This window comes from Streptomyces sp. NPDC002104, from assembly GCF_053593795.1.
Genome location: NZ_JBSFDF010000058.1, coordinates 1 through 23,370, shown reverse-complemented (window position 1 = coordinate 23,370; position 23,370 = coordinate 1). Strand labels below are relative to the sequence as shown.

Here is a 23,370-nt window from a genome sequence, read left to right as displayed (position 1 = left end):
CGCCCTCCTCAGCGCAGCTTGGGGTCGAGGGCGTTGCGGACCGCTTCGCCGAGCATGATGAAGGCGAGGACGGTGATGCTGAGCATGATCGAGGGGTACAGCAGGATGTGCTGGGCCACTCGGATCTGGGCCGCACCCGCGGAGATGTCCATGCCCCAGGAGATGGACGGGGAGGCGAGGCCCAGACCCAGGTAGGACAGGGTCGCCTCCGCCGCGATGTAACCGCCGAGGGCGATCGTGGAGACCACGATCACCGGGGCCATGGCGTTCGGCAGGATGTGCCGGAAGAGGATCCGGGAGGTGCCGGCGCCCAGCGCCTTCGCGGCGTGCACGTAGTCGGACTGCTTCACGGTGATGACCGCGCCGCGCATGACGCGGTTGATCTGGGTCCAGCCGAGGAAGGCGAGCGCGAAGACCACCGTCCACACCGTGCGGTCGGCGAAGGCCTGCAGGACGACCATCGCGCCGAGCAGGAAGGGGATGCCGAAGAAGATGTTCGTGATCCCGGAGATCAGCGTGTCCGTCAGGCCACCGAAGTAGCCGGCGAGCATGCCGGTGATGCCGCCGACGACGGTGACGATCGCGGTGACCGACACGGAGACGATGATCGAGGCGCGGGTGCCGTAGATGAGCCGCGAGTAGACACTGCGTCCCTGGCCGTCCCAGCCGAGCCACTCGGGAGAACCGACCTTGGCGAGCTCGGGCTTGCCGAGGAAGTGGTGGACCAGGTCGCCCTTGGTGGGGTCGATGCTGGTGAACCAGCCCGGGAAGGCGGAGATCACCAGGAGCACGAAGATCAGTACCGAGGAGACCACGAAGTAGGGATTGCGGCGCAGGTCCACCCACGCGTCGCCCCAGAGGCTGCGCGCCTTCTCGGCCTTGAGCGGAGCGACGGGGCCGACCGGGGGCTGCTGCACCCCGGTCTTGACGACTTCGGTCTGGGTCGTGTCAGGCATACCGGATCCTCGGGTCCATGACCGCGTAGAGGAGGTCGACGAGCAGGCTTGCTATCAGGTAGACGACCACCAGGAAGGTGACGACGCTGACCACGGTCATCCCTTCGCGGCGGACGACAGAGTCGTAGATCAGACCGCCGACGCCCTTGACGTTGAAGAGGCCCTCGGTCACGAGCGCACCACCCATGAGGGCGCCGATGTCGGTGCCGAGGAAGGTGACGACGGGGATCATCGAGTTGCGCATGAGGTGCACGCCGATGACGCGGCGCTTGGGCAGGCCCTTGGCGATCGCGGTCCGCATGTAGTCGGACCGCAGGTTCTCGGCCATCGAGGTGCGCGTCAGGCGCGCCACGTAGGCGAGGGACAACGAGCCCAGAACCATGGCGGGGGCGATCAGTTCGGACCACGTCGCCTGGTTGGAGACGTTGGGGTCGATCCAGCCGAGCTGGAAGGCGAACACCGTCTTGACGATGAAGCCCAGGACGAAGACCGGCATCGAGATGATCAGCAGGGTGAAAATCAGGATGAGGTTGTCCACGAACTTGCCGGCCTTGAGACCGGCGATGATCCCGAGGGTCAGGCCCAGGACGATCTCGATGGCGAACGCGAAGAAGGCCAGCCGGAGCGTGACCGGGAAGGCGTCTCCGATGACCTCGGTGATCGCGCGTCCGCTTCGGATCTGCGTTCCGAAGTCGAAGTGGAACAGGATGCCGGAGATGTAGTTCCAGTATTGCTGCCAGATCGGTAGGTCCAGACCGTGCTCGTGCCGGAGTGCGGCGAGCGTGGCCGGGTCTACACCCTTGTCCCCGAAGAGCCCGGCCACGGGGTCACCGGGCAGGCTGAACACCATAAAGAAGATGAGCAGGGTCGTCCCGAAGAAGACCGGGATCATCTGGAGCAGTCGTCGTGCGACATAGCGCCCCATCATGCCTCCGTAGAAGATGCGGCAGGCGCAGCCGGACGGGCCCTTTCGCCACGCACGCGCGTGACGGGATCGTCACTGCGTCGCGAAAGGGCCCCCCGGGCGCTGCATGTAGGCCCGGATGTGGGCCGGCTCCCCGCCGGCCCACATCCGTCGAAAGGAATTACGCTGTGGGACTTACTTCTTGACCTCGACACCTTCGAGGATCGGGTCGCCGTCCTGGGCGTACTTCACGTTCGAGACCTTCTCCGAGTAACCCGCGTTGACCTTGTAGTACCAGAGCGGGATCGACGGCATGTAGTTGACGAGCTCCTTCTCGATGGCCTGGTAGGCCTTCACGGACTCGTCGAGCGTCGGCGCGGTGTCCGCGGCGGCGATCTTCGCGTCGAGCTCGGGGCTGCTGAAGCCACCCTGGTTGCCGCCGGCGCCCGTGCGGAACAGGTCGCTGATGAAGTTGGCGTTCACCGGGTAGTCGAGGACCCAGCCGGAGCGGTAGATCGACTTGACCTGCTTGGTCTTGCGGGCGGTGAGGTCGGCCTGGAAGTCGGGCTTCGCGTCACCGGTGCACTTGACCTGCGTGGCCTGGGTGATGCTGTTGCAGACAGCCTCGACCCATTCCTTGTGACCGCCATCCGAGTTGAACTGGATGAAGATCTCGTTGTTCGGGACGCCGCCGCCCTCGGCGATGAGGGCCTTGGCCTTCGCCGGGTCGTACTTGGTGACGTCACCGGAGCCGGTCGGCGTGTAGCCGAGGACGCCCTTGGCGACCCAGCCGGTCGCCGGCTCGCGGGTGCCCTGGAGCACGGTCTTGGTGATGGTGTCGCGGTCGATCGCCATCGACAGACCCTGGATGACCTTCGGGTCGATCTTCTTCGGCTTCGACCACTGGTCGGCGTAGTACGCGATGGCCAGCGTCTGGACGGCGGAGTACGCCTGGTCCACGGCGCGGTCACCGAGGTCGGCGCGGTAGACCGGGAGGTCCTTCGGGCCGATCTGACGCAGGACGTCGACGTTGCCCGACTTCAGGTCCTCGTAGGCGGTCTCGAGGGTGGAGTAGTTCTTGAGAATCACGCCACCGTTCTTCGCCTTGTTCTCGCCCTTGTAGTCGTCGAAGCGGGTCAGCTCGATCTGCTTCTTGTGCTCCCAGGACTTGAACTTGTACGGGCCGTTGCCGACCGGCTTCTCACCGGCGGCCGCGGGGTCCGCGTAGAACGAGGCGGGCAGCGGGGAGAAGACCTCGTAGCCGAGCTTGTACGCGAAGTACGGCACCGCGTTGTTGAGCTCGATGGTGAAGGTGTTCTCGTCGACGATCTTCAGACCGGTGAGCGCCTCGGCGGTGGGCTTGGCGCCCTCGGCCTCGGGGTGCAGGGCCTCGAAGCCCTTGATGTCGGCGAACCAGGACGCGTTGCCCTGCTTGTTGTTGATGTTCGCGGCCCAGTTCCACGCCTTGACGTAGGACTCGGCGGTCACCTTGGTGCCGTCGTGGAAGGTCCAGCCCGGCTTCAGCTTGACGGTCCAGAGCTTGCTGTCCGTGCTGGTGACCGACTCGGCGTTGACGTTGACGATCTTGCCGTCGGCGTCGTAGTCGACGAGCTGCGAGAACAGGCCCGACATGACGATCGAGCCGTTGGACTCCATCGTGTCGGCCGGCTGGAGGAGCTTCTCCGGCTCGCCCACCTCGACCGAGAAGATGCCGTTCGGGTCGGCCTCACCGCTGGCGCCGGACTTGCCGCCGCCACCGCCGCAGGCAGTCGCTGCCAGGGCGACGACAATCGCGCCCGCTACCCACTTGGCGCTCTTGGCACCGCGCATGGGTTTCCTCCTCATGAGTCCACTGTCTGATGTGAAGGACACAGGCGCGTTTCGCCGACACCCCTGACGGCGATAGGACCGGTGTCCCGAGTGTGCTCGTGAGTCGACGCTCCCCACAGCGTGTGACCCATTGACCCGAGCTCAATGGAGCCATCCTCAGGGACGCCCTGACCGTAAACCACACTTAAGTGGTCTCGTTTTCACAACATCGCACTACGGCTAAAACCCGAAATCCGGACAAACGGATAGGAGACAGACATGAACGAAACGGACTGTTAGCTCTTCTTCCGGAGTGTCACGGTCGGTATGCGGACACCGGACCGAAACAATCCGCTTGACAAAAGCGAACAGCCCCCTCCGTCACGGTGTACGTGACGAAGAGGGCTGTTCACTTGAGCCGTCGCCGGACAGGACCCAGGTGTGACCCAGGTCCTACGCGACTACTTGCCGGACTTGGCGCGCGACGCGGTGCGCGAGCGGTCCTTCTGGTCCAGGACGACCTTGCGGATGCGGACGGCCTCCGGGGTCACCTCGACGCATTCGTCGTCGCGGCAGAACTCCAGGGACTGCTCCAGGGAGAGCTTGCGCGGGGGCACCACGTTCTCGGTGTTGTCCGCCGAAGCCGCACGCATGTTGGTGAGCTTCTTCTCCTTGGTGATGTTCACGTCCATGTCGTCGGCGCGGGAGTTCTCGCCGACGATCATGCCCTCGTACACCTCGGTGCCGGGCTCGGTGAACAGGACACCGCGCTCCTGCAGGTTGATCATCGCGAACGGCGTGACCGAACCGGCGCGGTCGGCGACGAGCGAACCGTTGTTACGGGTCACCAGCTGGCCGAACCACGGCTCCAGGCCCTCGTGGATCGAGTGCGCGATGCCGGTGCCGCGCGTACCGGTCAGGAACTCGGTACGGAAGCCGATGAGGCCGCGCGACGGGACGACGAACTCCATGCGGACCCAGCCGGAGCCGTGGTTCGACATGTTGTCCATGCGGCCCTTGCGGACGCCCATGAGCTGCGTGACCGCGCCCATGTGCTCCTCGGGGACGTCGACCGTCATGCGCTCGACCGGCTCGTGCACCTTGCCGTCGATGACCTGGGTGACCACCTGCGGCTTGCCGATGGTCAGCTCGAAGCCCTCGCGGCGCATCTGCTCGACCAGGATGGCGAGCGCGAGCTCACCACGGCCCTGGACCTCCCAGGCGTCGGGACGCTCGGTGTCGAGGACGCGGAGCGAGACGTTACCGACCAGCTCGCGGTCCAGACGGTCCTTGACCTGGCGGGCGGTGACCTTGCGGTCCTTGACCGCGGACTTGGCGTCCGCGCCCTTGCCGCTGCCGCCGCGGCCGACCATCGGGGAGGTGTTCGTACCGATGGTCATCGAGATCGCCGGCTCGTCGACCGAGATCAGCGGGAGCGCGATCGGGTTCTCCGGGTCGGCCAGGGTCTCGCCGATCATGATGTCGGGGAAACCGGCCACCGCGCAGATGTCACCCGGGCCTGCCACCTCGGCCGGCTTGCGGGTGAGCGCCTCGGTCATCATCAGCTCGGTGATGCGGACGTTGGAGATGGTGCCGTCCCGCTTGATCCACGCGACGGTCTGGCCCTTGCGCAGCTCGCCCTGCTCCACGCGCACCAGCGCGATGCGGCCGAGGAAGTTGTCCGCGTCCAGGTTGGTGACGTGGGCCTGGAGGGGGGCCTCCTCGTCGTACACCGGGGCCGGGACGTGGGCCAGGATGGTGGAGAAGAAGGGCTCCAGGCTGTCGCTGTCCGCGGGGACGGTGCCGTCCTCCGGCTTGGTCAGCGAGGCCACGCCGTCACGGCCACAGGCGTAGACGATCGGGAATTCGATCTGGTCCTCGTCGGCGTCCAGGTCGAGGAAGAGGTCGTACGTCTCGTTGACGACCTCGTCGATCCGGGAGTCCGGGCGGTCCGTCTTGTTGATGCAGAGGATGACCGGCATCTTCGCCTGCAGGGCCTTGCGCAGGACGAAACGGGTCTGGGGCAGCGGGCCCTCGGAGGCGTCCACCAGCAGGACGACCGCGTCCACCATGGACAGACCGCGCTCGACCTCACCACCGAAGTCGGCGTGGCCGGGGGTGTCGATGATGTTGATCGTGATCGGGGCCGACCCGTCCTTCGGGTGGTACTTCACCGCCGTGTTCTTGGCGAGGATCGTGATGCCCTTCTCACGCTCCAGGTCGTTCGAGTCCATCATGCGGTCGTCGAGGTGCTGGTGGGCGGCGAAGGCACCGGCCTGCTTGAGCATGGCATCGACGATGGTCGTCTTGCCATGGTCGACGTGGGCGACGATGGCGACGTTACGGATGTCGTGGCGCGTGGGCACTTCGGCGCTTCTCCCGGGATCGTGGATGGCGACGCGTACGGTCCGGCACGCGCGCCTCGACCGGGCGGAAAACCTGCCACGGCCTTACCCCATCGTACGTCGGCTGGCGGGAACTGCCTGCCGGGGGGTCTGTCAAGAGGCCGGACGACTGAGCACGACCGAGTCCTGGGTGGGGGAACTCGGGTGTGGGTGAATCCTGCAAACACGCGGGTCAACGGGTACGTACGACCTTGCCCGCCGGGTGATCCGGCGGGCAAGGGACTTGAGTCACATCTGAGCTTGAGACCTTCGAATCAACCCCGGATGCACCCGTTCGTCATCACTTCTTCGCGCTACTTCTTCGTGTTCTTGTCCTTGGCCGCGGCCGCCGGCTTCTTCCAGCCGATGTCCTGGTAGCGCGGGGCTCCGAGGCCGAAGGCGCCCGCGTTGGTCAGGCCCGGCTTCACGGCCACCAGCTCGGGGCGCTGGTAGAGCGGGATGGACCCGGCCGTCGCCCAGATCCGGGCGTCGGCCTTGCGCATCAGGTCGCGGGAGGCCGCCTCGTCCAGTTCGCCGAGCGCCTGGTCGAAGAGCTGGTCGATGTGGTCGGTGCCGACCCGGGTGTAGTTCTGTTCGACCAGGAGCGAGCCGTCGGCGGCCGGCTCCGGCTTGGCGAAGATGGGCCGGGCGTCGGTCGCCGGGTAGGCCGTCGCGGGCCACGAGTAGAGCGCCAGGTCGTACTGGCCCGAGGCGATGTGGTCCTTGAAGAAGCTCTCGTCGGCGACCTTGGTCAGCTCGGTCTGCACGCCGACCTTGTGGAGCATCTGCGCGATCCGCTCGCCGACCGTGCGCAGCGCCTCCGAGCCGGGGCCGGCCGGCAGGACGAAGCGCAGGGCGAGCGGCTTGCCGTCCTTGGCGAGCATGTTGCCGGAGGTGCGTACGGCCTGCTTGGCGGGGGCCGGGGCGGGGCTCGCCTTGGCCGGGTCCGCCGGTTCGGCGGCGGCCTCCGCGTCGAGGGCCGGGCTGCGCTTGCCGTCGTCGACGGCGTCGGACTGGGCCTCGGCCTGGGTGCGCAGACTCTGCTCCTGGAGGGCCGCGAAGGGGGCCGGGGCGAGCACCGGGGAAGGGTGGTTCTGCCCGCTGGGCCCGCTCTCGGCGAGGGCGTCCGCGTCCGCGTCGGCGTCGGCGTCGGCGAGCCCCCCGTCCGAGCCGGGGTGGCCGTACCGGCCTTCGGGGAGGTCATGGCCCGCCGGGTCCTCGGGGCCCTCGGGGCGTCCGTCGCCGTTGCGCCCGTCGTCCTGGCCGACGATGTAGAGGCCGTCGTTCCCGGTGCCCGGGCCCGCGGCCGCCGGGACGGCGGGGGTCTTGGAGTCGTCGGTGCCCTTCTCGGCCTCCGAGCCCGCCTTCGCACCGGCCGGCTCGGTGATCTTGCCGCCCCGGCGCCAGCCGGCGTCCGCGAGCAGGGCCTGCGAGGCCTGGGTGTCCTGGCCTCCGAGGGCGTCGCTGTTGTCGGCGTACGCCTGCTGCCCGGCCAGCGCGAGGTGGCTGCCCACCGGCTTCGCGGGCAGGCCGAGCGGCTTGAGGACGATGTCGGCGAGCGCCTGGCGGTCCAGGGCGCGGGCCACGGCGCGGCGCACCCGCTCGTCGGCGAGGGGGCCGCTCGCGCCGTTCATGGCGAGCTGCGTGTAGGCGGGCTCCAGGGACTTGCGGACGGTGAAGCCGCGCAGGGCGTTCTGCTCCCCGGCGTACCGCTTCACCGACTCCGCGTGCTTCTCGCGGCCGGCCTGGGCCTCCTTGGCCTTGTCCTCGTCCAGTCCGTAGGCCAGCGCCCACGAGAGGGTGGCCTGCGCGGCCGTCAGTGAGGCGGCCGGGCCGTGGGCCCCGTCGGCCTTGGCGGCGTCGCGGCGGGCCAGGGCGATCCGGTCGGCGCCGGTGCGGTCGATCTCCGCGATGTCGAGCTTGCCGGCGGCCAGCGCGGATGGGCGCTCGGAGCGGGGCACCGCGGTGAGCACCAGGGTGTCGAGCTTGGCGGGGCTGCCCCACCAGCGCGGGTTGCGGGTCAGCGAGGCCGTACCGGTCTTCTTGTCGATGGCGCCGAGCCCGAAGGGCCCCGCGGTGGCCTTCAGGGCGCCCCGGGCCCCCTCGTTGAAGCTCTCCGGGGTGCCGGTGACCTGCTTGGGGTAAAGGGGGCTGAACAGGGAGCGCCAGTCGGCGTACGGGCGGACGAAGGTGACCTTGACCTCCAGGTCCGTCTTGCCGCGCTCGATCTTCTCGATCCGGTCGTATCCGGCGTTGCGCGCCGTCCAGTACGCGGAGTCCTTGCCGTTCAGGGCCCGCCACTGGGAGACGAAGTCGGCGGCGCCGATCTCGCGGCCGTCGCTCCAGACCGCCTTCTGGTTGAGCTTGTACAGGACGACCTGCTTGGGCTCCCGCTCGACGACCTCGGCCTTCTCCAGGTAGTCGGGATTGGCCACCGGCCGCCCCTTGCCGTCCAGCACGAACAGCTGGGGCAGGACGGCCCCGGCGATCCGGTTGGTGGTGGCGTCGGCATCGGCCTGGAAGGCGTTGAGGGTGCCCGGCATGGAGTCCACGGCCCACCGCAGCACCCCGCCGTCGGCGACCTTGTCGCGGGTGGTGGCCGCGATGTCCTGGCCGGCGGCGGCCGGGCCGCCCTCGTCTTCACCCGCGCCGCAGCCCGCGAGCAGCGGCAGTGCAAGAACTCCCGAGGTCAGGAGCGCCAAGGACCTGCGCCTTCTCTGGGACATGGGTGGTACCTCCGGGACGGGGCGTGGGGGGAGCCGTGAAAGGGGGTTTTGATCACGTTCGGCGGTATATGGAGCTGATCACACTGGGTGCCGAAACCCACTGAAATCGACACCCCGCCACACCCGTCGCAGCCGCCCCTCGCCACGCCGCGAACCCCACCCGTGCGGACCAATCCGGCTTGCTTTCCGGGCGGGCGTTCCCCCGTAAGAGGGATGAAAGGGGGGCGGGAGGGGCGCACGGTTCACGCCTGCGCGCCCGCAATCGCTGCACGTCCCTTCACAACCGGGGACGGGAGGGGCGACACTCGCAGGCGCACATGAGCGTTGCCACCGCACCCAAGCGGAAGTGAGGGCAAATCATGTCCCTGCACGACGATGTGACCGCCGTACGGCGCAACCTGAACGAGCTGGTCCGCTCCGTGGAGCGGCTGGAGCGGGACGTCGCGAACGCGGCGCGGCAGGATCCGGCCGCCTCCCGGCCGCCGGCCGGCGGCGCGATGGTCAGCGTCCCGGACACCCCGTACGACAGCGCGCTGTGGACGGACGTCGACGACGAGGGCCTCGGCGCCCGCGACCGCCGCGCCCCCTGACCCACCGCTCCCGCACACCCCACCGTCCCGCCCGACCCGGTCACCCGCAGCGACGGCGGCCGGGTCCCCGGGGCACCCCTCATCACTCCACCCGGAGTCCCCCTTGGCCACAGGCACCCAACCATCCCCACAGCGGCCCGGCGGCGTCCACGACGCCTCGCGGGCCGCGATCGCGGCCCGGCACCTGCGGACCGACCGGTGGTGGCTCTCCCCCGCCGGCACCGCGGCCGGGCTGCTCGCCTTCATCGTCTACTCGTCCTGGCGGGCCTTCGCCAACGCCGACTACTACGCGGCTCCCTACGTCTCGCCGTTCTACTCCCCGTGCCTCGCGGAGAACTGCGCGGACATGCGGGGCGGCCCGAACCTCGATCTCCTCGGCAGCTGGTGGGGCCTGTCCCCCGCGCTGCTGATCCTGGTCTTCCCGCTGGGCTTCCGGCTGACCTGCTACTACTACCGCAAGGCCTACTACCGGGGCTTCTGGGCCTCGCCGCCCGCCTGCGCGGTGGCCGAGCCGCACGCCTCGTACAGCGGGGAGACCCGCTTCCCGCTGATCTTCCAGAACATGCACCGGTACTTCTTCTACGCGGCGCTGCCGGTCGCGGGCATCCTCACCTACGACACCGTGCTGACCTTCCGCGACGCGCACTACGCGTGGGGCCACATGGGGCTGGGCACGCTGCTGTTCCTGCTCAACATCGGGCTGATCTGGGCGTACACCCTGTCCTGCCACTCGTGCCGGCACATCATGGGCGGCCGTCTGAAGCACTTCTCCAAGCACCCGGTCCGCTACCGGCTGTGGGGCTGGATCAGCCGTCTCAACACCCGTCACATGCAGCTGGCCTGGGCCTCGCTGATCAGCGTGGCCCTGTGCGACTTCTACGTGTACCTGCTGGCCGGCGGCGCCTTCACCGATCCGAGGTTCTTCTAAATGACCCAAGTGGAACGGCAGCAGTGGGACGTGGTCGTCGTCGGGGCCGGCGGCGCCGGGCTGCGGGCCGCGATCGAGGCGCGCGAGCGGGGCGCCCGTACGGCCGTGATCTGCAAATCCCTCTTCGGCAAGGCCCACACCGTGATGGCGGAGGGCGGGATCGCCGCCTCCATGGGCAACGTCAACGAGGGCGACAACTGGCAGGTGCACTTCCGCGACACGATGCGCGGCGGCAAGTTCCTCAACCAGTGGCGGATGGCGGAGCTGCACGCCAAGGAGGCCCCGGACCGGGTCTGGGAGCTGGAGACCTGGGGCGCGCTCTTCGACCGCACGCCCGACGGGAGGATCTCGCAGCGCAATTTCGGCGGGCACGAGTACCCGCGGCTCGCGCACGTCGGCGACCGGACCGGGCTGGAGCTGATCCGCACCCTCCAGCAGAAGATCGTCCAGCTCCAGCAGGAGGACTTCAAGGAGTACGGGGACTACGAGGCCCGGCTCAAGGTCTTCCAGGAGTGCACCGTGACACGCGTGCTCAAGGACGGCGAGCGGGTGTCCGGGACCTTCTGCTACGAGCGCGAGAGCGGCCGGTTCTTCGTCCTGGAGGCCCCGGCGGTGGTGCTGGCCACGGGCGGGATCGGGAAGTCCTTCAAGACCACCTCCAACTCCTGGGAGTACACCGGCGACGGCCACGCGCTGGCGCTGCTCGCCGGGGCGCCGCTGCTGAACATGGAGTTCGTGCAGTTCCACCCGACCGGCATGGTCTGGCCGCCCTCGGTCAAGGGGATCCTCGTCACCGAGTCGGTGCGCGGCGACGGCGGGGTGCTGCGCAACAGCGAGGGCAAGCGGTTCATGTTCGATTACATCCCGGACGTGTTCAAGGAGAAGTACGCCCAGTCCGAGGAGGAGGGCGACCGCTGGTACGAGGACCCGGACCACAACCGGCGCCCGCCCGAGCTGCTCCCCCGCGACGAGGTGGCCCGCGCGATCAACTCCGAGGTCAAGGCGGGGCGCGGCTCCCCGCACGGCGGGGTGTTCCTCGACGTGTCCACCCGGATGCCGGCCGAGAGGATCAAGCGGCGGCTCCCGTCGATGTACCACCAGTTCAAGGAGCTGGCGGACGTGGACATCACCGCCGAGGCGATGGAGGTCGGCCCGACCTGCCACTACGTGATGGGCGGCATCGCGGTCGAGTCCGACACGGCCGCCACCCTCGGGGTGCCGGGCCTGTTCGCCGCCGGTGAGGTCGCGGGCGGGATGCACGGCTCGAACCGGCTCGGCGGGAACTCCCTGTCCGACCTGCTGGTCTTCGGCCGGCGCGCCGGACTGCACGCCGCCGAGCACGCGGCCCGGGACGCCCCGGCCGTCGGCGGGCGGCCCGAGGTGTCCCAGGCGCAGATCGACGCGGCGGCCGCGGAGGCGCTGGCCCCGTTCCACGCCGCCGAGGGCGCGGAGAACCCGTACACCCTCCACCAGGAACTCCAGACGGCCATGAACGACCTCGTCGGGATCATCCGCCGGGAGGGCGAGATGGTCCAGGCCCTGGAGACGCTCGCGGCCCTGCGCGTACGGGCCTCCCGGGCCGGGGTCGAGGGGCACCGGCAGTTCAACCCGGGCTGGCACCTGGCCCTGGACCTGCGCAACATGCTGCTGGTCAGCGAGTGCGTGGCCCGCGCGGCCCTGGAACGCACCGAGAGCCGCGGCGGGCACACCCGTGAGGACTGCCCTGCGATGGAGCGTTCCTGGCGGCCGGTGAACCTGCTGTGCCGGCCGGTCGATCCGGCCCCGTCCGATCCGGCAGCGGACCGGATCGAGCTGACCCGGGTGCGCACCGATCCCATCCGACCCGACCTGCTCGCGCTCTTCGAGAAGGAAGAGCTGGCCAAGTACCTCGCCGAAGAGGAGCTCTACGAGTGAGTACCTACGATGCCGCGTTCCGGATCTGGCGGGGTGACGCGGAGGGCGGTGAGCTGCGCGACTTCACCGTGGAGGTGCACGACGGGGAGGTGGTCCTGGACATCGTGCACCGGCTCCAGGCCACCCAGGCCTCCGACCTCGCCGTGCGGTGGAACTGCAAGGCGGGCAAGTGCGGTTCGTGCAGCGCGGAGGTCAACGGGCGGCCGCGGCTGATGTGCATGACGCGGATGTCGACCTTCTCCCGCGAGGAGACGATCACCGTGACCCCGCTGCGGGCCTTCCCGGTCGTCCGCGACCTGGTGACGGACGTGTCCTTCAACTACCAGAAGGCCCGCGAGGTGCCCGCGTTCGTGCCGCCGGCGGGGGTCGCCCCGGGCGAGTACCGGATGCAGCAGATCGACGTGGAGCGCTCGCAGGAGTTCCGGAAGTGCATCGAGTGCTTCCTGTGCCAGGACACCTGTCACGTGGTGCGCGACCACGAGGAGAACAAGGCGGCCTTCGCCGGTCCTCGCTTCCTGATGCGGGTGGCGGAGCTGGACATGCACCCGCTGGACGCGGCGGCCGAGGCCGGCCTGGACCGCAAGCGCACGGCGCAGGAGGAGCACGGGCTCGGCTACTGCAACATCACCAAGTGCTGCACGGAGGTCTGCCCCGAAGGCATCAAGATCACCGACAACGCCCTGATCCCGCTGAAGGAGCGGGCCGTGGACCGCAAGTACGACCCGCTGGTCTGGCTGGGGAACAAGATCGGCCGCCGCTCGGCCCGATAGCCGCCCCCAATCGTTCACTTGGCAGGACAGAATGCCCCCTGAGCAACGTCGTTGACGTGACGTCAGGGGGCATTCGCGGTGCGGGTGGGGGATGAGCTGGCGGGCCGGTACCGCCTCGAACAGCGGCTCGGCAAGGGCGGCATGGGCGAGGTCTGGCGGGCGCGGGACACGGCCCTGGAGCGGGCCGTGGCGGTGAAGGTACTGCTGGAGGCGGCCACGAACGACGAACTGGTCGCCCGCTTCCGGCGCGAGGCCACCATCGGGGCGCGGCTCCAGCACCCCGGCATCACCGTGGTGCACGACGTGGGCCAGGAGGACGGGCGGCTCTTCATCGTGATGGAGCTGCTCGCCGGCGAGGATCTGCGCACGATGCTGGTCCGGGCTCCGGGCGGGATACCGGTGGCGGACGCGCTGGACCTCGCCGCACAGACCGCCGAGGCCCTGGCCGCCGCGCACGAACGCTCCGTGATCCACCGCGACTTGAAGCCGGCCAACCTCTTCCTGCTGCCGGGGGGCCGGCTGAAGATCTGCGACTTCGGCATCGCGCACTCCTCCGACGCCACGGCCGGCTGGACGGTGACCGGCCGGATCTTCGGCAGCCCGCCGTACATGGCCCCCGAGCAGTGGCGGGGCGAGCGGGTGGACGCGCGGTGCGATCTGTACGCGCTCGGGGGCGTGCTGTACGCGCTGCTGAGCGGGGAGGCGCCCTTCGGGGAGGCCGAGAGCCCGTACGTCCTGATGCGCCGGCACATCGAGGATCCGCCGCTCCCGCTGCGCGAGGCCGGTGCGCAGGTCGCGCCGGAGGTGGAGCGGCTGGTGCGGCAGCTGCTGGAGAAGGCCCCGGCGGACCGGCCGGAGTCGGCGGACAGGGTGGCCGGGACGCTGCGGGCGCTGCTGCGGGCGGGGGCCCGGGCCGGAGCCGGGCCGGAGGTGGGCTCGGAGGTGCCCGTGGGGCGTACGGCCGCGGCGTTGCCGGACGGTACGGCGGCCCCGGGTGGTGGCGAGGCCCCGGGTGGTGGCGAGGTCCCGGGTGGTGGCGAGGCGCCGGGCGGTGGCGAGGCCCCGGGTGGTGGCGAGGCCCCGGCGGCCGTGCCGGGCCGGGCGGGTGCGGGCGGGGTGCCCCGGAACGGCTTCGGCCCCGCATCCGTGTCCGCGCCGGACGTCAGGGGCGGCTTCGGGCCCGCGTCCGCACCCGCGCCGGACACCGAGGGCGGATACGGGCCCGTCCCCGCACCCGCACCGGACCACGGAAGCGGGCACGGGCCCACCACGGCATCCGGTCCCGGCACCGAGGCCGGGCACCGGCCCGTCCCCGCACCCGCGCCGGACCACGGAAGCGGGCACGGGCCGCGCACGGCGGCCGCTCCCGGCACCGAGGCCGGGCACCGGCCCGTCTCCGCACCCGCGCCGGACCACGGAAGCGGGCACGGGCCCACCACGGTGTCCGGTCCCGGCACGGGGGCCGGGTACCGGCCCGTCCCTCCGCGCACGCCGGACACCGGCAGCGGGTTCGGGTCCGTCTCCGTGGCCGGTCCCGGTGCCGGGGGCGGGCCCGCGGCCTCCGCCGCGGCGGACACCGGGGCCGTTCCCGCTCCCGTACGGGAGTTCGTACGGGAACTGCTGCGGGAGGCCGAGGAGTCGCTCCGCGCGCTGCCCGCCGGCGACGCGGCGCGGATCGAGGTGCTGGCCGTCGCCGCCGATGCCGCGGCCCGCTTCGACGGCGGGCTCGCGGGACGGCTGCTGGCCGCCGCCGAGGTCGCGGCGTGGGACGGCGGCGGGGGCGACGGGGCCCGGGCGGCCCGGCTGCTGACCGGGCTCGCCAAGGACACGTCCGCGCATGCCCCGGCCCGGGCCCGGCGGCTGCTGACGGACGCGCAGCAGGCGCTGTTCACCGCGTTCGGTTCGAACCGGGCGGGCCCGCTGCGCGCGGTGGCGGAGGAGCTGGCCAAGGTCGCCCCCGGGCAGGCCGCGCGGATCGCCGAGGACCACTTCGCCGACAGCCCGGCCGAGAAGCGCCTCGGCGCCCGCATCGCCACGGCCGTCGCGGCGGCCGACCCGGCCGAGGCCGAGCTGCGCCTCGCGCTGATCCGGGACGCCGGGCTGCGCGGGGCCGCCACCTACGACACGGTGCTGGCCGTCGCCCCGAACGACCTGGCGGCGGCCCTGCGCCTCAGCGAGCGGATCGGCTCCGCCGGGGGCCGGCTGCTGGCGCTGTGCCAGGTGGCGCGCGACCGCGCCGCGGCCGGGGACCCGGCGGGCGGGTCCCGGGCCCTGGAGCAGGCGGAGGAGGAGCTGCCCCGGTTCCTGGAGGAGCGGGCGGCCTGGCTGCGCGAGGAGGCCGCGCACCACGCCGAGCAGGGGCGGCTCGTCCAGGCGGAGCGGCTGCGCAACCAGGCCTCCGGCCTGCTGCGCGGCCGCCCGCTGGAGGCCGACGACGAGAAGGCCGGGCACGCCCTGAACTCGCTGGCCTCGGCGCGGGCCGCCGTCGAGCAGGAGGCGCGGCCGCCGCTGGACTCGGCGGTGGCGCGGGAGCGCGCGGGCCGGGCCCGGAACCTGCCCGACGCGGCGGACCGCGCACGCGCACTGGCCCGGATCGCCCGGGAGTGCGTGGCGACGGCCGGGGCACCCTGGCTGCCGGAGGCGGCCGCCGACGCCGGGAGCCCCCCGCCGGCGGGCACGACGGTCACGGGTCGCGACGGGACGGCGCCGCGCGTGCGCGCGGCGGACCCCGGGGCCCGGGCGTGGCACACCGGCGACCGGCCGGCCGAGCTGTACGCGGCCGGGGCCCGCGTGGTGTGGCGCAAGGGGACCGAGGTGGGCTGCGTACGGGCCGACGCGGGCGCGACGCTCTGGACCGCTTACGCCGACGAGGGCGCGGCCGCCGCGCCACTGCCCGGGACCGGGCCGCTACTCGTGTCCTGCGAGGCGGACGCGGCCACGGTGTACGTCCAGGTCCGCCGGGAGGACGCGGCGGGGGTACGGCTGCTGGCGCGCGATCCGCGCGACGGGCGCGTGCGGTGGTGGCGGGACCTGCCCGCGCAGCGGCCGCTGCGCAGCGCCGGGCCGGTGCTGGTGCTCGGGGCGCCCGGCGATCTGACCGCGCTGCGGGCCGCGACGGGCGAGGTCCTGTGGCAGCGGACGCTCCCGGACCCCGCCACCCGCTCCCCCGCGGCGGTGGGCGACTGCCTGGTGCTGACGGACGAACGGCTGGTCCAGGCCCTGCACCTGCCGACCGGCCGGCCGGTGTGGTCCTTCCCCCGGGCCCGCCCGCAGGAGCGGGCGCTGCACGGGCAGCAGGTGTCCGGCGGCCCGGTGCACCTGCTGGACGGGGGCACGCTGCTGGCCCTGGACCGGGCCACCGGCCGGGAGCTGTGGCGGTTCGCGCTGGGCACCCCGGCGGAGCGGCTGCTCGCCGAACGCGGCACGGTGTACGCGGCGGCGCACCGTCCGGACCAGGGCGCGGACCTGGTCTTCGCGCTCGACGCCCGGACCGGGGCCCTGCGCTGGCAGCGGGCGCTGACCCGGCGCGAGGGCCGGGTGTGCGCGCTGGACCTGCTGGGCCTGCGCCCGGGCGGCCTGTACGTCAAGGTCCCGCGGGGCGGCCGGCGCGGGCTCCTGAACCGTTCCGCGGACCCCTTCGTCACCGTGCTGGACCCGGCGACGGGCAAACCCCGCCGTCAGTGGGATCGGCCGGAGCTCGCCCAGGGGCACACCCTCCTGGTCGGTGACCGCCTCGTCCTGTCCCGTCCCGAACTCACGGCGTACGCCCTGCCGTGAGTTCGCGGGCGGTGGCCGCGCGGTGTTCTCCGGGTGCGGAGGCACCGCGATCTCCAGGTGCGGGGCCGCGAAACGGCCCATACGCTCCCCAATGTGACGCCGCCCAAGACACGCACCACCGCCGCAATATCCCTCCGCGCCGCCCTCGCCCTGGCCGCCGCGGGCCTCGCGCTCACCGGCTGGACGACGGCCGCCGCCCCGGCGGCCCGGGCCGACGACCCGGTCACCCTGTCCCAGCAGGGGCAGATCACCGACCGCGTGGGCGCCCTGGGCGACCGCAAGGGCGAGGTCACCGCCGCGCTGGACAAGCTGTACGCCGACCGGAAGGTCCAGCTGTTCGTGACGTACGTGCGCGACTTCTCCGGCCGGTCCGCGCAGAGCTGGGCCGACGCCACCGCCCAGAAGAACGGGCTCGGCCAGAACGACGTCCTGCTGGCCGTCGCCACGGGGGCCCGGCAGTACGCCTATTCGGCCGATGTCGACTCCGGTTTCACCAAGGAGCAGCTCGCGGCGGTCGCGCAGACCGGCATCGAGCCCGCGCTGAAGCAGAACGACTGGGCGGGCGCCGCGATCGGCGCCGCCAACGGCTACGACGCCGTCCTGGGCGGGCTGCCCGTGCCCGTGCCGGCCATCGTCCCCGGCGAGGCCGACCCCGGAGGCGCCGCGGCGAGCGGCGGCGAGAGCGGCGCCGGGGACTTCGTCCTCCCGGTGGTCGCGGTCGGCGCGGCCGGCGCCCTCGGGGCGTACGCGTACACCCGCCGCAAGCGCCGGCAGGCGGGCGGCAGCGGCGGCGGTGCGAAGACCACCGGCTGGTCCGGGCAGGGCCCCGCCCCGCTCCCGCTGCCGGAGCTGGACGCCAGGGCCAAGGCCCTGCTGGTGGAGACCGACGACGCGATCCGTACGAGCACCGAGGAACTCGGCTTCGCCACCGCGCAGTTCGGGGAGGACGCGGTGTCGGCCTTCACGCAGGCGGTGGAGTTCGGGAAGGGCGAGCTGACGGCGGCCTTCCGGCTGCGCCAGCAGCTCGACGACGCGTACCCGGAGGACGACGCCACCCGCCGCCGGATGCTGGACGAGATCGTGGCCCGCTGTACGGAGGCGAGCCGGCGGCTCGACGCCGAGACGGCGGACTTCGACCGGCTGCGGGACCTGGAGAAGAACGCCCCGCAGGCGCTGGAGACCGTGGAGGCCCACTTCCGCGCCCTGACGGGCCGCACCACCACGGCGGTGGCCACCCTCACGGCGCTCGGCCGCCAGTACGCGGACTCCGCCGCGGCCCCGGTGGCCTCCAACCCGGAACAGGCCAAGGACCGGCTGCTGTTCGCGACGACCAGCCTCGGCGAGGCCCGCGCCGCGCTCGGCACCGGCGACAACGGCAAGGCGGCCGTGCACGTCCGGGCGGCCGAGGGCGCCGTGGACCAGGCGGCCACCCTGGTCGACGCGGTGGAGCGGCGCGCGCAGGAGCTGGCGGAGGCGGCCGGGAAGCTGCCGGGGGCGCTGGACGAGACGGACACGGACCTCGCCGACGCGCGCGGGCTGCTGACCGGCACCGCCGAGGGCGCCTCGACCGCCGATCTGCGCGGCCGGATCAGCCGGGCGGAGGCCGTACTGGCCCGCGTACGGCAGGAGCAGAGCGCCGGACGGTACGACCCGATGGACGCGCTGCGCCGCGTGGAGGAGGCCGACGCGGCCCTCGACGAGGCACTGGCCGGGGCCCGTGAGCGGGAGTCGGGCCGCCAGCGGGCCGCGGCCCTGCTCGACCAGGCCCTGCTGACGGCCCGCAGCGCGATCGGCGCGGCCACGGACTACATCACCACAAGCCGGGGTGCGATCGGCAGCCAGGCCCGGACCCGGCTGGCGGAGGCCCAGCGGCACCTGGAGCGGTCCGCCTCCCTGGCGGGCGCGGACCCGGCGGGCGCGCTCGCCGAGGCCCAGCAGGCGGAGTCGCTGGCGCGCCAGGCGCAGCAGCTGGCCGAACAGGACGTACGGGGCTACCAGAACCCGTACGGCGGTGGCGGCCGGCAGCAGGGCGGCGGCATGGGCGGCGCGGTGCTCGGCGGGATCATCCTCGGCGAGATCCTGGGCGGCGGCCGCGGCGGAGGCGGCTTCGGCGGGGGTGGGGGCGGCGGCTTCGGCGGCGGCTTCGGCGGGGGCGGCGGACGCGGCCCCGGTTCCTTCGGCGGCGGCGGCACCCGCGGCCGCATGGGCGGCGGCGGCCGCTTCTGACACGCACTCCCCTCACATCCCCCTCCCCCTCCCAAGGAGACAGAGCACATGAGCAAGCAGAGCATCCTCGGCCGCGTCACCCAGCTCGCCAAGGCCAACATCAACTCGCTGCTGGACCAGGCGGAAGACCCGCAGAAGATGCTGGACCAGCTCATCCGCGACTACACGAACAACATCTCCGAGGCGGAGCAGGCCGTCGCCACCACCATCGGCAATCTGCGGATGCTGGAGGCGGACCACAAGGAGGACGTGGACGCGGCCGCGGAATGGGGCGGCAAGGCCCTCGCGGCGAGCAGGAAGGCCGACGAGCTGCGGACGTCCGGGTCGACCGCCGACGCCGACAAGTTCGACAACCTCGCGAAGGTCGCGCTCGGCCGCCAGATGCAGTCGGAGAAGGAGGCGAGCACGGCCGCGCCGACGATCGCCGCCCAGACCGAGGTGGTCGACAAGCTGAAGTCGGGCCTGGACTCGATGAAGACCAAGCTGACGGAGCTGACGGCGAAGCGCGACGAGCTGGTCTCGCGGGCCAAGACCGCGCAGGCCCAGAACACGATGATGGACGCCGTCAAGAACATCGACGTGCTCGACCCGACCAGCGACATCGGCCGCTTCGAGGAGAAGGTCCGCCGCGAGGAGGCCATGGCCCTGGGCAAGCAGGAGCTGGCCGCCTCCTCCCTGGACGCGCAGTTCGAGTCCCTGGACGACCTCGGCAAGACCTCGGAGATCGAGGCCCGGCTGGCCGCCCTGAAGTCCGGCAGCCTGAGCAAGCCCTACTAGGGCCGCCCCCCGGACCTCCCCGCACCTCCCCGGGCCGGCCGCGGCCGGCCCGGGGGCGCGCTACCCGGCCGCGCTCGCCCGGCCCGCTCACCCGGCCGTGCTCACCCAGCCGTGCTCACCCAGCCGCGCTCACCCAGCCGTGCTCATCCATACATGCTGAGCAGTTGCTCCGCCGACAGCTCGGTCACCGATTCCGCCACCGCGCCCGGGAGCGGGAGTTCGAACCAGACCGTCTTGCCGCGGTGCGTGCGGCGGGTGCCCCAGCCAGCGGAGAGCAGGCCGACCAGCTGGAGGCCGCGGCCGCCCTCGTCGGTGTCCCGCGCCCGGCGGCGGCGGGGCTGGACCAGGTTGGCGTCCCAGACCTCGCAGACCAGGGTCCGGTCCAGCAGGAGGCGCAGCCGGATCTCGCCCTCCCCGTACCGCAGGGCGTTCGTGACGAGCTCGCTCACCAGGAGTTCCGTGGTGTCGAGCAGCCCCTCCAGCCCCCACGCGGGCAGCTTCGCCCGGGCCAGCTCGCGGGCCCGGCCCACCGAGCGGGCCTCGCGCGGGAGCTGCCAGTCGCCGACCGCGTCCACCGGAAGGCCCTGGACCCGGGCCATCAGCAGCGCGATGTCGTCCTCGCCGTGCCGGGTGTCCAGGGTGTTCAGGACGTGGTCGCAGACCTCCTCCAGCGGGCGCGACGGATCGGCCAGCGCGTCGCGCAGGCCGCGCAGGCCCTCCTCCAGCGGGTGGGTCCGGGATTCGACCAGGCCGTCGGTGTACAGGGCGAGCAGGGCCCCCTCGGGCAGCTCGACCTCGACCTCCTCGAAGGGTTCGCCGCCGACGCCCAGCGGCATGCCGGTGGGGATCTCCAGCAGCAGTCCGGGGCGGGGCGTACCGCCGTCCTCGACCGGTTCCACCAGCACCGGCGGCATGTGGCCGGCGTTGGCGATGGTGCAGCGGCGGGTGACCGGGTCGTAGACGGCGTAGACGCACGTCGCGAGGTACACCTCCGAGCGGTCGGCGTCCCGCGAGTGCAGTGCGGCCCGGGAGGCCTGCTGGGAGCCGCCGGGGGCGCCGAGGCCCCGGGCGATCTCGTCCAGCGCGGTCAGCACCTCCGCCGGTTCCAGGTCCAGCAGCGCGAGGGTCCGTACGGCCGTGCGCAGTTCGCCCATGGCCACGGCGGCCCGCAGTCCGCGGCCCATGACGTCGCCGACGACCAGTGCCGTACGGTGCCCGGGCAGTTCGATGACGTCGAACCAGTCGCCGCCGACCTCGGTGGCGGCGTTGCCCGGCAGGTAGCGGCAGGCGATGTCGAGTCCGGCGGCCTCCGGGTCGCCCGGGGGCAGCAGGCTGCGCTGCAGTATCAGCGCGCGTTCGTGTTCGCGCCGGTAGAGCCGGGCGTTGTCGATGCAGACGGCGGCCCGCGCGGCGAGCTCCACCGCGACCGCCCGGTCGCGTTCCCCGAAGGGCTCGCTGCCCTTGGTGCGGGAGAACTGCGCGAGGCCGACCACCGTGTCGTGCGCGACCAGCGGGACGACCAGCGTGGACTGCACGAGGTCACCGGACTCGGACCCGCCGCCCTCCACCAGCCGCGGCCGCGCCGTCCGCAGGGCGAACGCCCCCGGAGAGCCGGCCGGGTACCGGTGCACCTCCCCTACGGAGACCAGCGCGCCCGGACCCGACAGCGGCGCGTCCGACACGGCCGAGGAGAAGGCCACCCGCCGCAGCGGCGCCGAGGGCGCGCGGCCGGGTCCGTAACCGGGCAGGCTGGGCACACCGGGGCCCTGGGGGCGGGCGGGGCGGTCGTCGTCGCCGAGCAGCAGCCCCTGGTAGAGGTCGACGGCGGCCAGGTCGCAGAAGCCCGGGACGGTGACGTCGAGGAGTTCGCGGGCGGTGGTCTCCAGGTCGAGGGAGTTGCCGATGCGGTGTCCGGCCTCGTTGAGCAGGGCCAGGTTGCGCCGGACCCCGGCGGCCTCGCGGGCGGCGAGGTGGCGGCGGGTCACGTCGATGCCGATGCCGGCGACCCCGATGGGGCGGCCGGTGCCGCCGTGGACCCGGTAGAGGTTGATGGACCAGTGGCGGTTGTCCCGGCTGCCGGGGGCGGCGCCGGTGATCTGGAGGTCGTTGACCGAGTCGCCGGTCTCCAGGACCCGGCGCAGGGCCTCGGCCATCCGGTCGGCCTCGTGCGCGGGCAGGTAGTCGTGGACGGTGCGGCCGCGGTGCTCCTCGGCGGCGCCGCCGAAGACGGTGGCGAAGCGGCGGTTGGCCCGCTGCACGGTGAGGTCCGTACCGAAGAGCAGGAATCCGAAGGGAGATTGACCGAAAATCGCCTGCGAGGCGGCCAGATCGGATTCGATCCGCCGCAGCGCGCGGACGTCGACCACGACGCAGAGCGCGGCCCGCTCGGCGGTTTCGGTCTGGGTCGGCATCACATAGATCTCGGCCACCCCGTGCGCACCGTCGCCGCCGGGGATCCGGAACGGGATCAGGCCGGTCCATTCCTTGCCGTCGAGGATCTCGGCCACCCGGCGGTGCGCGCCGGCGCGCAGCTCCGGGGGCATGAAGGCGTCGACGGGGTCGCGGCCGACGGCCTCGGCCGCGGTCAGCCCGAAGAGTTCCTCGGCGCGCAGACTCCACTGGTCGATGAGCCCGTCGGGCCCGATCGAGAAGGAAGCGACCTTTATGTAGTCATATATCGAGCCAGGCGGGCTGCTGTGCCACAGGGAGTCGCGCCAGGTCTCCCCCGACGCGTCCCCGGGCACACGGGCCTGATGTGCCTGTGCAGGTATCTCGCTCACGCGACCGTCCCCTCCAGCTCACCGCAACCGGACCGGCCATGACCGAAGTATTCAGCACCACGGCGCTCTACGACACGGCCTTCGCGATCACAAAAAGATCCCGTTGTTTTCCGGCCAAGCCTGGTGATCGGCGACGGGCTCTCTCCTTGTTACTCACCAGGAAGAGCCAATTCGAACCACACGGTCTTGCCCGACTTCCCGTGGCGGGTCCCCCAGCGCTGTGCGGAGACGGCCACGAGGTGGAGTCCGCGGCCCCCCTCGTCATCGGGTTCGGCGACGCGCTCCCGGGGCGGATCCGGAAGCGGATCCGAAACCTCCACGAGAAGTGCCGGACCCGAAGGAGCGTCGGCGACGGCCGGATTGCGCCGTACGAGACGGACTCCGATGGGGCCGGAGGCGTAGCGCAGGGAGTTGGTGACCAGCTCGCTGACCAGCAGGACGGTGACGTCGCCGACGGAGTCGAGACCCCATGCGCGAAGGGCGCCGCGCACCGCGTGGCGGGCGGTGCGGACGGCACCCGGTTCGGCGGGAAAGGCCCATTCGGCGCATTCACCGTCTGTGTCGATCACGCCGATCACTTCCCGGGCCGGCTGGCGACCCCAGTCCGGTTCGACAGGGACAGAACCTACGGGGACAAGTACGAGATAGGGATTAATAGCGACATACCCGATATTCACGGCGTCGTACCACTCGGCCCCCCACGGACCGGCGCACTGTGGCGCAGACGGCCTAGCTGTGTTGTCCCGGGACGTTGGTGACACGCGTGCTGGGTTCTTGAAATGGGTGAGGGCCTCCGGGTTCGGTGTGGATTGCGACATCTGCACCGAAG

Annotated in this window: 14 protein-coding genes; 7 read left to right on the top strand and 7 right to left on the bottom strand. The window is 71.9% G+C overall.

The window, feature by feature from the left end:
• Positions 1 to 8: 8 nt before the first annotated feature.
• The 5 genes from ACWCP2_RS32855 to ACWCP2_RS32835 form a co-directional block, all read right to left on the bottom strand.
• A complete protein-coding gene (locus ACWCP2_RS32855; protein WP_450912208.1) occupies positions 9 to 956 on the bottom strand; it encodes an ABC transporter permease in 948 nt (315 codons plus the stop codon).
• A complete protein-coding gene (locus ACWCP2_RS32850; RefSeq protein WP_450912229.1) occupies positions 949 to 1,881 on the bottom strand; it encodes an ABC transporter permease in 933 nt (310 codons plus the stop codon). Before ACWCP2_RS32850 ends, ACWCP2_RS32855 begins: the two co-directional genes overlap by 8 nt.
• A 174-nt stretch (positions 1,882 to 2,055) precedes the next feature.
• Positions 2,056 to 3,690, bottom strand: a complete 1,635-nt coding sequence (locus ACWCP2_RS32845) for a peptide ABC transporter substrate-binding protein (RefSeq protein ID WP_450912207.1) — start codon at positions 3,688 to 3,690, stop codon at positions 2,056 to 2,058.
• A gap of 440 nt (positions 3,691 to 4,130) precedes the next feature.
• On the bottom strand, positions 4,131 to 6,035 hold the full coding sequence (gene typA / locus ACWCP2_RS32840) for a translational GTPase TypA (protein ID WP_274549404.1): 1,905 nt from the start codon (positions 6,033 to 6,035) through the stop codon (positions 4,131 to 4,133).
• A 332-nt stretch (positions 6,036 to 6,367) separates the two neighbouring features.
• Positions 6,368 to 8,779, bottom strand: coding sequence for an ABC transporter family substrate-binding protein (locus ACWCP2_RS32835; RefSeq protein WP_450912206.1), 2,412 nt, complete (start codon positions 8,777 to 8,779; stop codon positions 6,368 to 6,370).
• Positions 8,780 to 9,138: 359 nt separating this feature from the next.
• Here ACWCP2_RS32835 and ACWCP2_RS32830 point away from each other — a divergent pair, with 359 nt between their 5' ends.
• The 7 genes from ACWCP2_RS32830 to ACWCP2_RS32800 all read left to right on the top strand — a co-directional run bounded on the left by ACWCP2_RS32830 (position 9,139) and on the right by ACWCP2_RS32800 (position 19,761).
• On the top strand, positions 9,139 to 9,369 hold the full coding sequence (locus tag ACWCP2_RS32830; RefSeq protein WP_450912205.1) for a hypothetical protein: 231 nt from the start codon (positions 9,139 to 9,141) through the stop codon (positions 9,367 to 9,369).
• Positions 9,370 to 9,472: 103 nt separating this feature from the next.
• A complete protein-coding gene (locus ACWCP2_RS32825) occupies positions 9,473 to 10,297 on the top strand; it encodes a hypothetical protein (protein WP_450912204.1) in 825 nt (274 codons plus the stop codon).
• Complete coding sequence (locus ACWCP2_RS32820) at positions 10,298 to 12,211, top strand: fumarate reductase/succinate dehydrogenase flavoprotein subunit (RefSeq protein WP_450912203.1); 1,914 nt, start codon at positions 10,298 to 10,300, stop codon at positions 12,209 to 12,211.
• Positions 12,208 to 12,981 (top strand): succinate dehydrogenase/fumarate reductase iron-sulfur subunit, encoded by a 774-nt coding sequence (locus tag ACWCP2_RS32815; protein WP_450912202.1) that lies wholly within the window; start codon positions 12,208 to 12,210, stop codon positions 12,979 to 12,981. Before ACWCP2_RS32820 ends, ACWCP2_RS32815 begins: the two co-directional genes overlap by 4 nt.
• A 78-nt stretch (positions 12,982 to 13,059) precedes the next feature.
• A complete protein-coding gene (locus ACWCP2_RS32810; RefSeq protein WP_450912201.1) occupies positions 13,060 to 16,758 on the top strand; it encodes a protein kinase domain-containing protein in 3,699 nt (1,232 codons plus the stop codon).
• A 93-nt stretch (positions 16,759 to 16,851) separates the two neighbouring features.
• On the top strand, positions 16,852 to 18,984 hold the full coding sequence (locus ACWCP2_RS32805) for a TPM domain-containing protein (protein WP_450912200.1): 2,133 nt from the start codon (positions 16,852 to 16,854) through the stop codon (positions 18,982 to 18,984).
• Between the two features lie 48 nt (positions 18,985 to 19,032).
• On the top strand, positions 19,033 to 19,761 hold the full coding sequence (locus ACWCP2_RS32800; RefSeq protein WP_450912199.1) for a PspA/IM30 family protein: 729 nt from the start codon (positions 19,033 to 19,035) through the stop codon (positions 19,759 to 19,761).
• Positions 19,762 to 19,904: 143 nt separating this feature from the next.
• Here ACWCP2_RS32800 and ACWCP2_RS32795 read toward each other — a convergent pair whose 3' ends face one another.
• Positions 19,905 to 22,505 carry a SpoIIE family protein phosphatase gene (locus tag ACWCP2_RS32795; RefSeq protein WP_450912228.1) on the bottom strand — a complete coding sequence of 867 codons (2,601 nt, stop codon included), beginning with the start codon at positions 22,503 to 22,505 and terminating at the stop codon, positions 19,905 to 19,907.
• 185 nt (positions 22,506 to 22,690) lie between these two features.
• A complete protein-coding gene (locus ACWCP2_RS32790; protein ID WP_450912198.1) occupies positions 22,691 to 23,119 on the bottom strand; it encodes an ATP-binding protein in 429 nt (142 codons plus the stop codon).
• Positions 23,120 to 23,370: the final 251 nt, after the last annotated feature.